The sequence below is a fragment of the Thermomonas paludicola genome (assembly GCF_024498955.1).
Lineage (GTDB): Bacteria > Pseudomonadota > Gammaproteobacteria > Xanthomonadales > Xanthomonadaceae > Thermomonas > Thermomonas paludicola.
Genome location: NZ_CP093311.1, coordinates 579,933 through 593,102, shown reverse-complemented (window position 1 = coordinate 593,102; position 13,170 = coordinate 579,933). Strand labels below are relative to the sequence as shown.

General features: G+C 64.1%; 13 protein-coding genes. 4 read left to right on the top strand and 9 right to left on the bottom strand.

Going from position 1 to position 13,170, the window contains the following annotated elements:
* Positions 1 to 63: 63 nt before the first annotated feature.
* Complete coding sequence (locus LIW09_RS02820) at positions 64 to 768, bottom strand: TorF family putative porin (protein ID WP_256646457.1); 705 nt, start codon at positions 766 to 768, stop codon at positions 64 to 66.
* Positions 769 to 947: 179 nt separating this feature from the next.
* On the opposite strand from LIW09_RS02820, the gene kbl reads away from it, so the two are divergent.
* Positions 948 to 2,162: a glycine C-acetyltransferase gene (gene kbl, locus LIW09_RS02815; RefSeq protein WP_256646456.1), complete on the top strand. Its 1,215-nt coding sequence runs from the start codon at positions 948 to 950 to the stop codon at positions 2,160 to 2,162.
* A 60-nt stretch (positions 2,163 to 2,222) separates the two neighbouring features.
* Here kbl and LIW09_RS02810 read toward each other — a convergent pair whose 3' ends face one another.
* The 3 genes from LIW09_RS02810 to LIW09_RS02800 all read right to left on the bottom strand — a co-directional run bounded on the left by LIW09_RS02810 (position 2,223) and on the right by LIW09_RS02800 (position 4,705).
* On the bottom strand, positions 2,223 to 2,969 hold the full coding sequence (locus LIW09_RS02810; protein ID WP_256646455.1) for a pseudouridine synthase: 747 nt from the start codon (positions 2,967 to 2,969) through the stop codon (positions 2,223 to 2,225).
* Positions 2,970 to 2,993: 24 nt separating this feature from the next.
* Complete coding sequence (locus LIW09_RS02805) at positions 2,994 to 3,485, bottom strand: hypothetical protein (protein WP_338064829.1); 492 nt, start codon at positions 3,483 to 3,485, stop codon at positions 2,994 to 2,996.
* Between the two features lie 137 nt (positions 3,486 to 3,622).
* Complete coding sequence (locus LIW09_RS02800) at positions 3,623 to 4,705, bottom strand: OmpA family protein (protein ID WP_338064828.1); 1,083 nt, start codon at positions 4,703 to 4,705, stop codon at positions 3,623 to 3,625.
* Between the two features lie 221 nt (positions 4,706 to 4,926).
* Here LIW09_RS02800 and LIW09_RS02795 point away from each other — a divergent pair, with 221 nt between their 5' ends.
* The 3 genes from LIW09_RS02795 (at position 4,927) to LIW09_RS02785 (ending at position 8,409) form a co-directional block, all read left to right on the top strand.
* Complete coding sequence (locus tag LIW09_RS02795) at positions 4,927 to 6,945, top strand: NADPH-dependent 2,4-dienoyl-CoA reductase (RefSeq protein WP_256646454.1); 2,019 nt, start codon at positions 4,927 to 4,929, stop codon at positions 6,943 to 6,945.
* Between the two features lie 292 nt (positions 6,946 to 7,237).
* On the top strand, positions 7,238 to 7,699 hold the full coding sequence (locus LIW09_RS02790) for a cell wall hydrolase (RefSeq protein ID WP_256646453.1): 462 nt from the start codon (positions 7,238 to 7,240) through the stop codon (positions 7,697 to 7,699).
* Between the two features lie 98 nt (positions 7,700 to 7,797).
* Positions 7,798 to 8,409, top strand: coding sequence for a glutathione S-transferase family protein (locus tag LIW09_RS02785; RefSeq protein ID WP_256646452.1), 612 nt, complete (start codon positions 7,798 to 7,800; stop codon positions 8,407 to 8,409).
* A gap of 67 nt (positions 8,410 to 8,476) precedes the next feature.
* On the opposite strand, the gene prpC is transcribed toward LIW09_RS02785, so the two are convergent.
* The 5 genes from prpC to LIW09_RS02760 form a co-directional block, all read right to left on the bottom strand.
* On the bottom strand, positions 8,477 to 9,631 hold the full coding sequence (prpC, locus tag LIW09_RS02780; RefSeq protein ID WP_256646451.1) for a bifunctional 2-methylcitrate synthase/citrate synthase: 1,155 nt from the start codon (positions 9,629 to 9,631) through the stop codon (positions 8,477 to 8,479).
* A gap of 34 nt (positions 9,632 to 9,665) precedes the next feature.
* Positions 9,666 to 10,247 (bottom strand): DUF1003 domain-containing protein, encoded by a 582-nt coding sequence (locus LIW09_RS02775; protein WP_256646450.1) that lies wholly within the window; start codon positions 10,245 to 10,247, stop codon positions 9,666 to 9,668.
* A gap of 124 nt (positions 10,248 to 10,371) precedes the next feature.
* Positions 10,372 to 11,250, bottom strand: coding sequence for a methylisocitrate lyase (prpB, locus tag LIW09_RS02770; RefSeq protein WP_256646449.1), 879 nt, complete (start codon positions 11,248 to 11,250; stop codon positions 10,372 to 10,374).
* 219 nt (positions 11,251 to 11,469) lie between these two features.
* Positions 11,470 to 12,087 (bottom strand): MalM family protein, encoded by a 618-nt coding sequence (locus LIW09_RS02765; RefSeq protein WP_256646448.1) that lies wholly within the window; start codon positions 12,085 to 12,087, stop codon positions 11,470 to 11,472.
* Positions 12,088 to 12,136: 49 nt separating this feature from the next.
* Positions 12,137 to 13,120: a malate dehydrogenase gene (locus LIW09_RS02760; RefSeq protein ID WP_256646447.1), complete on the bottom strand. Its 984-nt coding sequence runs from the start codon at positions 13,118 to 13,120 to the stop codon at positions 12,137 to 12,139.
* Positions 13,121 to 13,170 lie beyond the last annotated feature (50 nt).

Sequence of the window (13,170 nt, the reverse complement as noted above, 5' to 3'; positions counted from 1 at the left end):
ACTCCGGAAACGAAAAAGGCACCGTGCGGTGCCTTTTTCATTTGCAGCGCAGCGGGGGTGCCATCAGCGCGCGATCTTCACCGACAGCAGCACGCGGTCGTCGGCCAACTTGCCAAAGCTGGCGCGTCCTTGCCCGTCGGTGCCGTAGTAGCCCAGCGAGACGGTTGCGACGCCCATCGTCTTGCTCACGGCAACGCTCCAGTCGGTGTAATCCTCGGCCGCCACCGCCACGTTGTCGGCGAATACGCTGCGCCCCACATTGGCCGACAGGGCAAGGTCGTGCGGCAATGCCCATTCACCGCCCACCGCGTAGTACCAACCGGTGCTGCCACTGTTCCACACGTCGTTGCTGTAGCCCACGGTGGCGCTGTAGCGGTCGGCAAACGTGGCCTTGGTGATCAATTCGTTGTAAGCCAGCTCGCTGGCACCCGGGTAGCTGTAGCGGTTGATCGAGACATCAAGGGCGACGCTGTCGCCAAGCGCGTGGCCATAACCCACGAAATAATCGACTTCCGCATGCGGGCTTCCTGAGCCGAAATCCACGCCCGACGCAAAACTGCCCACGTACACGCCCGCCGCCGAGGTCCAGGTGAACTCGCCCTGCAGGGTCGGCTTCTCGTCGGTTTGCGACACGCCGCGGAACAGGTAGTCCGAGACCGCGCTGACCTCCCAACTTGCAGACGACGCAGGGGGGTCTTCCGCGCTGGCGGCAAACGGCGCGGACAACAGCAGCAGGGAAACGGCAAGCAGGCGACGGGAAGGCTTCATGGTGGGCTCTGGGTGAGTGGCATGACGGGACTTTCACCATTTTTTAACTAATCTGGCGGCAACGCAAGCAAATCCGGTGTCCGCTTCTGCGTGACCAGGAAAGGCGCAATACCACCACCTCACGACGGGTTATCGGCTGGCGGCTAGAATCTGCAGTCCCACTCCCAACCGATCACGCCATGACGTCTTCCGCGAATGCCCCCCTGTTGACCCGCCATTTCGCCGAAGAGCTGGAAGCCATCCGCGCGCAGGGGCTGTTCAAGTCCGAACGCATCATCACCAGCCCGCAGTCGGCCGAAATCCAATTGGCGGACGGCCGCAAGGTGCTGAACTTCTGCGCCAACAATTACCTGGGCTTGGCCGACCATCCGGACGTGATCGCCGCCGCCAAGGACGCGCTGGATACCCACGGCTTCGGCATGGCCAGCGTGCGCTTCATCTGCGGCACCCAGGACCTGCACAAGCAACTGGAGAAGACGATTGCCGATTTCTTCGGCACCGAGGACACCATCCTCTACGCCGCCTGCTTCGACGCCAACGGCGGCCTGTTCGAGCCGCTGCTGGGCGAGAACGACGCGATCATCTCCGACGCGCTCAACCACGCCTCGATCATCGACGGCGTGCGCCTGTGCAAGGCCAAGCGCTACCGCTATGCCAACTGCGACATGGCCGACCTCGAGAAGCAGCTGCAGCAGGCCAAGGCCGACGGCGCGCGCACGATCATGATCACCACCGACGGCGTGTTCTCGATGGACGGCTTCATCGCGCCGCTGGACGAGATCACCGCGCTGGCCGCCAAATACGGTGCGCTGGTGCATATCGACGAATGCCACGCCACCGGCTTCCTCGGCGCCACCGGCCGCGGCAGCGCCGAGGTCAAGGGCGTGATGGACAGGATCGACATCTTCACCGGCACCCTGGGCAAGGCCATGGGTGGCGCGCTGGGCGGCTTCACCACCGCGAAAAAGGAAGTGATCGAGCTGCTGCGCCAGCGCTCGCGGCCGTACCTGTTCTCCAACTCGCTGCCGCCGCACGTGGTGTCCGCTGGCATCAAGGCCTTCCAGATGCTGGCCTCCGCTGGCGAATTGCGCACGCGACTGCAGGACAACACCGCGCATTTCCGCAGCCGGATGACGGCTGCCGGCTTCGACATCAAGCCCGGCGTGCATCCTATCTGCCCGGTAATGCTCTACGACGCACCGCTGGCGCAGCGTTTCGCCGAGCGCCTGCTCGAAGAGGGCATCTACGCCATCGGCTTTTTCTTCCCGGTGGTGGCCAAGGGCCAGGCGCGCATCCGCACCCAGATCAGCGCGGCGCACACCCGCGAGCAGCTGGATCGTGCCATTGATGCGTTCATCAAGATCGGGAAGGAACTCGACGTCATCAAGCGCTGACCCGCGGGTCAGTGCTCGCTCACCCGCCCCGCGGCATTCCGGCTGCCACGGGTCCATGGCTCAAACAGCGGGCTGCTGCTTCGATAACCCGGAAATTTCTGCCGCAGTCAATTCACGCCATCGCCCCTTCGGCAAATCGCCCAGCTGCAGCGGCCCGATCGCCACTCGCACCAGCCGCAACACGGCAATATCGAACGCCGCAAGCAGTCGCCGTATTTGGCGATTGCGCCCTTCATCCAGCACGATTTCCAACCAGGCGTTCTTGGCACCCGCGCGCAGCAGCGTTGCCGACTTGGCGTGCAATGATTCGCCTTCGCTCAACCTGCCAGCCTGCAACGCCTGCAGCGTCGCCGCAGTCGGAACGCAATCGATCTGCACGTGATAGGTCTTGTCCGGGCCGCTGTCCGGATCGGTAACTCGCGCCGCCCACTGCGGGTCGCTGCAGAACAGCAGCAAGCCTTCGCTGGCCTTGTCCAGGCGTCCCACCGGTGCGATCCAGCCCAAGTCCGCGCCATCGAAACAGCGATACACGGTCGCGCGGCCATGTTCGTCGCAGGCGGTAGTCACCAGTCCGCGCGGCTTGTTGAGCATCAGGTAGCGCGGTTCGATCGCTGCGGCCTGGGCGCCATCGATTTCTATGAAGGCATGCTGCTGATCGCCCACCGCATGTTCGGGATCGCGGATGATGCGGCCGCCCAGGCGCACGCGCCCGGACAGGATGAGGCGCTGCGCCTCGCTGCGCGAGCATAGCCCGCGCTTGGACAAAACGCGCGCCAACCCGACCCTGCGCGCGCCATCGTTCCCCATGTGCTGCGCCTGCGGTGACGCAGGTTATTTCGTCGCCTGTACGGCTGCGGCAGGACTATCCTGCTGCGAGGCATCCTTGCGCCCGACCACGCGCACGCCACGCGACTTCATCCACGCGTCGAACTCATCGGCGGTCATGCGCTTGCCGTTCTGCGTCATGTTGAAGCGCCACGGCGTGTTGTCGAACGCGGTCTGCGGCTTGTAACCCGCCGGATCGATGCTTCCGCCCTGCAACGGCAGGGAGGCCTTGGCCATCGCATGGCAACCGTCGATGCGGATCCTGGCCAGCACGTTATCCACCGACAGCGCCTCATCGAACGACTGCGCCAACACGCCGCTGCCGCCACCAAGCTGGGGATTGGCCGGTGCCAGCTCGATCGCCACCGACGACACGACCGTCGGACGGATCGGCGTGGCCGAAACCACGGCAACCTGGCACACCTCGCCCCCGGCATGCGCCAACGGCGGCGCGGCGAAGCAAGCGGCAGCGAACACTGCGCGGTGGATCAACAGCATCATGGTGCTCCCCAACAAGTGCGGACAGTGTAGCCAGATTGCAGCATGACGACCATGCGCGCCCACGCACGCGACCATGAAAAAAAGAAGCCCGGCACTCGGCCGGGCTTCGTGTCTTACCTGTTGCGCAACCGCGATTACTGGCTGTTCAGCTCGGTACGGCGGTTGATTTCGCTCTTGCAACCCGGCATGGTCTGACCCTTGTCCTCAAGCGGGCGGCTCTCGCCGTAACCGTTCGGGCCCGCCAGACGACCAGCGTCAACGCCATTGCTCGTCAGGTAGTCGTAAACGGCCTTGGCGCGGCGCTCGGACAGCTTCTGGTTGTAATCGTCCTTGCCGCACTGGTCAGTGTGACCGGCCACTTCCACCTTCAGCTCCGGATAGCGCTTCAGGATTTCGGTGGCTTCGCTCAGGATCGCCACGGCGTCCGGACGCAGGGTCGCCTTGTCGAAGTCGAAGTTGACGCCCTTCAGGTCGATCGACACCGGCACCGGGCAACCGTCAGGACCGATGGTCTGGCCAGCCTGCGAATCCGGGCACTTGTCGTTGCAGTTGTTGACGCCGTCGCCGTCGTCATCCATATCGGCGCAGGTCGGCAGCGGGGCCGGCGCAGGCGCAACGGCTGCCACTGGAGCCGGGCCGAGGGCCATGGTCAGGCCAACAGACGCCAATACGTCGGTGAACAGGTTTTCCTGCGAGCCGATACGTGCCTGCTTGTTGTCGAAGTCAATGCGGCTACCGACTTCAGTACGCACATTGACGCGACCGAGATTCAGCTGCATGCCGACGCCCAAGTTCACCGCCGCGTTGGAATCCTTGTGCCTGCCAGGATTGATGGGGTTCGGCGCAGAGTTGAACTCTTCCTCATGACGCTGCAAGCCGATACCGCCGCGCACATAGGGCCAGAATTTGGAATCCGCATGACGGAAGTGGTAGCGCGCGTCCACCGACACGCCGTACTGACTCCACCACAGATTGCGATTGATGTTCTTGTGGGCGTTCTGATAGTTCAGTTCCGTATCCAGCGAAACGTTCGGATTAAGGAACTTTCCGAATCCGACGGTGCCAAAGATGGCGTCTTCGGTGCCACGGTCATGATCCTGCAGGTTCACGCCGGTCGACCCGGAAACATACCAACGATCATCAAACTCTTGGGCAGACGCAGCCTGCGCCAGACCCAGGCCGCCCAACAGGGCAGCACAGAGAAGTTTCTTGTTCATGCTCAACTCCTTGATTCAGTGAAAGAAACCGCGACGCAAAATTTTTGTTGCTTCTGGCGGCCGTGTCCGCACGCAGCCGGCGCACGATAACGCTCGGCAGGTGAAAGCCGCGTTAACACTAACATAACGCTTCTTCCTTTGCCAAGCGCCCCCCTCGGCCCGGGCCACCCGAGGCTGCGCGCAGGCATGCACCGAACCATACGTAACGGTATGCTTCGACGATGACGACTCCATACCCACACCTGCTCGCCCCACTCGACCTGGGATTCACCACCCTGCGCAATCGCGTCCTGATGGGCTCGATGCATACCGGGCTGGAGGATCGCAGCGCCGACTTCCCGAAGCTGGCCGCGTATTTCGCCGAGCGCGCGCAAGGCGGCGTCGGGCTGATGGTCACCGGCGGCTTCGCCCCCAATATCGTTGGGTGGCTGAAGCCGTTCGCCGGCCGACTCTCGTTGCCCTGGCACGTGCGCCGGCATCGGCACGTCACCTCGGCGGTGCATGCGCATGAAGGCAAGATCTGCCTGCAACTGCTGCATGCCGGCCGCTACGCCTACCACCCCCTGTCGGTGGCGCCGTCGAAGCTGAAGTCGGCGATCAACCCGTTCACGCCACGCGCACTGTCGGCACGTGCCATCGATCGCCAAATCGGCGATTTCGCCACCGCGGCCAAGTTGGCGCGCGAGGCCGGCTACGACGGCGTGGAGATCATGGGGTCGGAAGGCTATCTGCTGAACGAGTTCACCACCCCGCGCACCAACCGCCGCAGCGACACCTGGGGCGGCGATGCGACGGGGCGGATGCGCTTCGCCGTGGACATCGTGCGCCGCGTGCGCGAGGCCTGCGGACCGGACTTCATCCTCATCTACCGGCTGTCGCTGCTGGATCTGGTCGAAGGCGGCAACGGCTGGAACGACATCGTTGCCCAAGCCAAGGCCGTGGAAGCCGCAGGCGCCACTCTCCTCAACAGCGGAATCGGCTGGCACGAGGCACGCATCCCCACCATCGCCACCTCGGTGCCGCGTGCGGCCTTCGTCGGCGCCACCGCCAAGCTCAAACCACACGTGCGCATCCCGCTGGTCGCGAGCAATCGCATCAACATGCCCGACGTGGCGGAAGCCGTGCTCGCCGCCGGCCACGCCGACATGGTCTCGATGGCAAGGCCGCTGCTGGCCGATCCGCAGTGGGTGAACAAGGCCAGCGCCAATCGCGCACAGGCCATCAATACCTGCATCGCCTGCAATCAGGCTTGCCTGGATCATGTCTTCGAGAACAAGCGCGCCAGCTGTCTGGTCAACCCGCGTGCCTGCGCGGAAACCGAACTGAACTACACGAAAGCACCCGCACTGAAGTCCATCGCCGTGGTCGGCGCCGGGCCTGCCGGCCTGGCCTGTGCCACGGTGGCTGCCGAACGCGGCCATCGCGTCACCCTGTTCGACGGCGCCGATGACATCGGCGGCCAATTCAACATGGCCAAGCGCATCCCCGGCAAAGAGGAGTTTTACGAACCCCTGCGCTATTTCCGCCACCGCATCCAGGAGACCGGCGTCGAATTGCGCTTGAATACGTGGGCGGATGCCGACACGCTGGCGGATTTCGATCATGTGGTGGTTGCCACTGGCGTCACCCCGCGTCCGTTGGACTTGCCGGGCTTCGATCATCCCAAGGTGCTCAGCTACCTCGACGTGTTGCAGGGCCGCGTGATTCCCGGCAACAGGGTGGCGATCATCGGTGCCGGCGGGATCGGATTCGACGTTGCCGAGTTTCTGGCACAAGCCGGGACTTCACCCACCCTGGATACCACGCGCTGGATGGCGGAATGGGGCGTGGACGCCACATTCAATGCCCCCGGTGCGTTGGTCAGCGCCCAGCCGGAACCCGCCGCGCGGCAAATCTGGCTGTTGCAACGAACACCCGGAAAGCTGGGGGCAAGGCTGGGCAAAACGACTGGCTGGATCCATCGCGCCACGCTCAAGGCCAAGTCGGTCAAGATGCTGGGGGGCGTGGACTATGCGGGCGTTGATGACGACGGCCTGCATCTCCGCGTGGATGGCAACGAGCAGACGCTGGCGGTGGATCACGTGGTGGTGTGTGCTGGCCAGGAACCCTGCCGGGGGTTGTTCGATGCCCTGCAGGCACGCCGCGCGAACGTGCATCTGATCGGCGGCGCGAAGCTTGCCGCCGAGCTGGATGCCAAGCGCGCCATCGACGAAGGCAGTCGCTTGGCGGCCGCGCTGTAGGTCGGAACCCGGCACACAAATTCCAATCCAATCAGCAGCTTCCATTCCGGCCATTCAGCTGGCGTTGGGGAAACACCCCCTACCTTGCGCCAACTTTCCGCCTGACCGACCGCCCCTTGGCGTGATCCACCCAGGTTAACCGGCACGCCGCCCGACCCCTTTCCGACGGGTGGCGCGCCCGGGCAAAGGCCGCCACAGAGCTGCCGCCCTCCCCAGTACGCCATGACGCATGCGCGCGGCATCGTTTCGACGATCGCAACGCCCTGCGCCGCAACGGAGCAAGGAGTCAATCATGAAACTGGCCTGGATTCTCTGGCTGGCGCACGTCCTGCCGCAGCCTGCAGCCGATTCGCTGTGCCTGTCCACGACCGTCTATCTGGAAGCACGCGATCAATCCGCCCTCGGCCAGCAAGCCGTCGCTGAAGTTGCCCTGCGTCGCCGCGACAGCGGCCTGTGGGGGCGCAACCTGTGCCAGGTCGTGACGGCACGCAAACAATTTGCGCCGGCACTGCTGTCCCCGCAGACCCGGCTGTCCAACATCGACGCCTGGACCGAGGCCGTCGGCGTCGCCATGCAGTCCGAACGCAACTGGGCGCTGCCCCGTGACCAACGCAAACTGGTGGTGCCTGGCGCCAGCCATTTTGCCGCAACGGCCATCGCCAACCCCAGCTGGAGCTCCTCGAACGAAGTTGCAACGATCGGCGACCACACCTTCTACAAGGTGCAACGCCTGCCGCCGCGCCACAGCAGCTGATCGTTGCACCGCAACCACAACGCAGCGTTGCGTTGGCTGGCATCGACGCTTCCCCCCTGATCCGGGATAGTGGCCTTCCTTGAACCGAAGGCCACCACATGAAGCTCTACACCTCGCCCGGCGCCTGCTCGCTTGCCGACCATATCGTGCTGCACTGGATCGGCGCACCCTTCGAGGCGCAGATCGTCACTCGCGATGAGCGGCAAACGCCCGCGTTCCTTGCCCTCAACCCGGCCGGCGCAGTGCCGGTCTTGCAGGTGGGCGACTGGGTGCTGACCCAGAATTCGGCCATCCTCCACTACCTGACCGACCGCTTCCCCGACGCCGGGCTGTGCGGCGACGGCACCCCGGAAGGCCGCGCCGAGGTCAATCGCTGGCTGGCCTTCGTCAATGCCGACCTGCACCCGGCGTTCAAACCGCTGTTCGGCGCCACCGGCTATCTGGAAGACCAGACTGCCATCGACAAAAGCCATGCCAATGCCCGCCAACAACTGCGCGGCCTGTTCGCACGCGCCGATGCACAGCTGGCCGGCAAGGAGTGGCTGACCGGCAGCCGCTCGATCGCGGATGCTTACCTGTTCGTGGTGACCCAATGGGCAAAGAAGACCGGCATCGACCTGTCCGGCCTGGATCATCTGGCGCGTTTCGACGCGCACATGGCCGCCGACCCGGGCGTGCAGGCGGCGATGAAGGCCGAAGGCCTGCTCTGAGCTCCCGCCTCCGGAAAACAAAAAAGGCCGCGTGCGAGCGCGGCCTTTTTCGTGGGTGGCAACGACCTCAGCGCTGGTCGATCGGCACGAAGGCGCGATCTTCCGGCCCGGTGTAGTTGGCGCTGGGGCGAATGATCTTGCCGTCGATGCGCTGCTCGATGATGTGCGCGCTCCACCCTGCCGTGCGTGCCAGAACGAACAGTGGGGTGAACATCGCGGTGGGCACCCCCATCATGTGGTAGCTCACGGCACTGAACCAGTCGAGGTTGGGGAACATCTTCTTGATGTCCCACATCACCGACTCCAGGCGCTCGGCGATGTCGTACATCTTCATGTTCGCCTGTTCGACGGACAGCTCGCGCGCAACTTCCTTGATCACCTTGTTGCGCGGATCGGACACGGTGTACACCGGGTGGCCAAAGCCGATGATGACTTCCTTGCGTTCCACCCGCGCACGGATGTCGGACTCGGCCTCGTCCGGATTGTCATAGCGCTTCTGGATTTCGAACGCGACCTCGTTGGCGCCGCCGTGCTTGGGGCCGCGCAATGCACCGATGCCGCCGGCAATGCAGGAATGCATGTCGCTTCCGGTGCCGGCGATCACCCGGCAGGTGAAGGTGGAGGCGTTGAATTCGTGCTCGGCGTACAGGATCAGCGAGGTATGCATCGCACGCACCCATGACTCCTGCGGCTTTTCGCCATGCAGCAGGTGCAGGAAGTGGCCGCCGATGGAATCGTCTTCGGTTTCCACATCGATGATGCGGCCGTTGTGGCTGTAGTGATACCAGTACAGCAGCATCGACCCGAAACTGGCCATCAACTTGTCGGCAATGTCGCGCGCGCCAGGATGGTTGTGGTCGTCTTTCTCGGGCGCCACGCAGCCCAACACCGAGACACCGGTGCGCATCACGTCCATCGGGTGCGCCGATGGCGGCAGTTCCTCCAACGCTGCCTTGACCGCCGCCGGGATGCCACGCAACGATTTCAGCTTGGCCTTGTATGCCACCAGCTCGGCGCGTGTCGGCAATTTGCCATGCACCAGCAAATGGGCGATTTCCTCGAACTCGCAGGTATTGGCCAAGTCGAGGATGTCATAGCCACGGTAGTGCAGGTCGTTGCCGCTGCGCCCAACGGTGCACAGCGCGGTGTTGCCTGCGGTGGTGCCGGACAGGGCAACGGATTTCTTCGGCTTGAAGCCCGGAACTGCGGTTTGTTCACTCATCGACGTTTCTCCAATGGCCCTTGTTTGCGCTCTTTCAGCGCTTGTTCGTTTCAAGATGCGCAACGCGCTCCAGCAGCGAGCCCAACATCTCGATCTGGCGATTCTGCAACTCCACCAGCGTCGCCCAGTCCTGCTCGCGCAGATGATCGAGCTTTTCGTGCACCTGCATGATTTCGAGCTCCGACTTGATGTTCACCTCGTAGTCGTGCTGCGCCTGCATCCGGTCGGAATCGGACTGCCGGTTCTGGCTCATCATGATGATGGGGGCCTGCACCGCCGCCAGGCAGGACAACACCAGGTTGAGCAGGATGAAGGGGTACGGGTCGAACGGCTTGCCCATCGCCACGTTCAATGCCACCCAGCCCACCAGGACGAGCCCGAACGCGATGATGAAACGCCAGCTGCCGCCGATGGTGGCCACCCGGTCAGCCACGCGCTCTCCAAACGTGCGCGAATCACGGAACTCGCGCTCGACATTGCGCGCCACGCTGCGGCGCGCGATGAAGCGCTCCACCACCAGCCGCTCCTGCGGAGGCAGCTGCTGCAACTCCTTCTGCAGCAGCCGCTGCGCGGTCTTGAGGCGGTCAACCTTGGTGGCGATGAATGGATTTGCCATGGTCTGCCCCTTCACGTTCCCGGCACCAGGCGCGGCGACCACGCAACGCCTCGCGAGTGCCTATCGCCATGCACGACTGCAGGCACGATGGCAGTTGCAATGAAGTGCATGCCCATCTCCGCCCTCACTTGTTGGCAAACAGCTCATCCAGCTTGTCTTCATAGGCGTGATAGCCCAGGAAGTCATACAGCTCGGCGCGCGTCTGCAAGGTGTCGATGATGCGCGCCTGCGTGCCTTCGCGGCGCACGGTTTCGTAGAAATTGAGCGCCGCCTTGTTCATCGCGCGATAGGCACCGCAGCAATACAGGGCAATATCGACGCCGGCATCGCGCAGTTCGTCGGTGGCATAGAACGGCGTACTGCCGAATTCGGTGAGATTGGCGAGGATCGGCACCTGCACCGCCGCCTTGAACTTGCGGTAGTCGTCCAGCGTCGTCATCGCTTCCGGGAAGATCATGTCCGCACCGGCTTCGACATAGGCCACGGCCCGCTCGATCGCGCTGTCGATGCCCTCCACCGCCGCGGCGTCGGTGCGCGCCATGATCACGAAGCCGGCATCGGTGCGCGCATCCACCGCAGCCTTCACCCGGTCCACCATCTCGGCCTTGGTCACCACTTCCTTGCCCGGACGATGCCCGCAGCGCTTCTGCCCGACCTGGTCTTCCATGTGCACCGCCGCCACACCGATGCGCTCGAAGTTGCGGATGGTGCGCCCGATGTTGAATGCGCCACCCCAGCCGGTATCGATGTCCACCAGCAGCGGCATCCCGGTGGCGTCCACGATGCGGCGGGCATCGGTCAGCACGTCTTCCATCGTGCTGATGCCGAGGTCGGGCATGCCCAGCGAGTTGGCCGCCACGCCGCCGCCGGACAAATACAGCGCCCGGTAGCCGACCCGCCTGGCCATCAGGCCGGCGTAGGCAGTGATCGCGCCCATCACCTGCAGCGGGGATTCTTCCTGGATCGCGGCGCGAAAGCGGGCGCCTGCAGACGTATTGGTCATGGCAACTCCTTGCGAATCCGGTATTTTACCCCGTCACCCGCCCCGGTCCCGAGGCGCTACAACTCTGGGCTGCTTTGCTCGCGCAGTTTCACCAGCGTGTCGGCATCCAGCGCTCCCAGCACGCTGCGTCGCACTTCCGCGATATGTGCAACCGGATCCTCATGCCGAACACGTAGTGGTCGACCCGCCGCGAAAACGCCGGGCAAGACCCAGCGCACGCTACTTGTTCAACCGCACCATCACATAGCCCTCTGCGGCCCGCACGAAATCGAACGGCACATTGTCGATGCTGACTTTCGCCGGCTCATCGACACGCCGTGCGTCGGTATAGACCAGCGCGTACTTCGGTGATCCGTCGTTCACCGGGACACGCCCTTTGGTTTGGCGGGTACCCGTGAAGAAACTGGCTTCCGGCTTGAACTGCGGCTCACCCGGATTCGCGACTTCGCAGAAGTCCGCATCGACCAGCATCACGGAAGGCACCATGACTTCGTTCGCCTTCCGCAGGTTCAAGTCGAAGGACAGCCAGAACTCGATCTGGTACGGCTTCGCAAACACAGGCAACTGGACGACCTCGACCAGACTCTCGCCCGTTGCAAACGGCAGACGCGCGCTCTTGCCTGCCTGCAAGCGGATGTTGCGCACGATGGAATTCGGCGTCGGGAATGGCCCGCGCTTCGCCAGCTCGGCATGGCATTGCGGCCTGCCACTCGCAGGCTCAACCACAGACGCCTCGGGCTCGGGCGCTGTCGTCGCTTCCTGCGCGGATGCACAAGGCATCGTCAATAGCAGAGCAACGGCAACGAGTGCAGCGCCCACGCAGCGGATATCACGCATCGCTATCCCCCATAGCACGAGGCGGCCAGGTGGCCGCCTCGCTGTTCGATCAGAGCAGATGCGCCACGCCGGCGCGCTCTTCTTCCAGCTCGGCCAGGGTCTTGTCCATTGCCGCACGGCTGAAGTCGTCCACCGGCAGGCCTTCGATGCGGGTGTACTCGCCGTTGGCGCAGGTCACCGGCACCCCGTAAATGATGCCTTCGGGGATGCCGTAGCTGCCGTCGGACGGCACGCCCATCGTCACCCACTTGCCGCTGGTCCCAAGCGCCCAGTCGTGCATGTGGTCGATGGCGGCATTGGCAGCGGAAGCGGCCGAGGACAAGCCGCGCGCTTCGATGATCGCGGCGCCACGCTTGCCGACCGTGGGAATGAACGTGCCGGCGTTCCAGTCGGCGTCATTGATCTTGTCCTTCAGCGACTGCCCGCCCACGGTGGCGAAGCGGTAATCGGGATACATGGTGGGGCTGTGGTTGCCCCACACCGCCATCTTCTCGATGTCAGCCACCGCCACGCCCGCCTTGCTGGCCAGCTGCGACAGCGCGCGGTTGTGATCCAGACGCAACATGGCGGTGAAGTTCCTTGCCGGCAGGTCCGGCGCGGACTTCATCGCGATGTAGGCATTGGTGTTGGCCGGGTTGCCGACAACCAGCACCTTGATGTTGCGCGACGCCACCTTGTTCAGCGCTGCGCCCTGCGCGGTGAAGATCTTGGCATTTTCCAGCAGCAGGTCCTTGCGCTCCATGCCCGGCCCGCGCGGACGCGCGCCGACCAGCAGTGCGTAGTCGGCGTCCTTGAACGCGACCTCGGCGTCATCGGTACCGACCATGCCGGCCAGCAGCGGGAACGCGCAGTCTTCCAGCTCCATCATCACGCCTTTCAGCGCCGCCTGGGCTTTTTCCATCGGCAGTTCCAGCATCTGCAGGATGACCGGCTGGTCCTTGCCCAGCATTTCGCCAGAGGCGATGCGAAACAGCAGCGCGTAACCAATCTGGCCGGCAGCACCGGTGACGGCAACTCGAACGGGGGCTTTCATGTCATGGACTCCTGTGGGGTGGCGGGGCCAGGCCCGCCGGAGATTTGGGG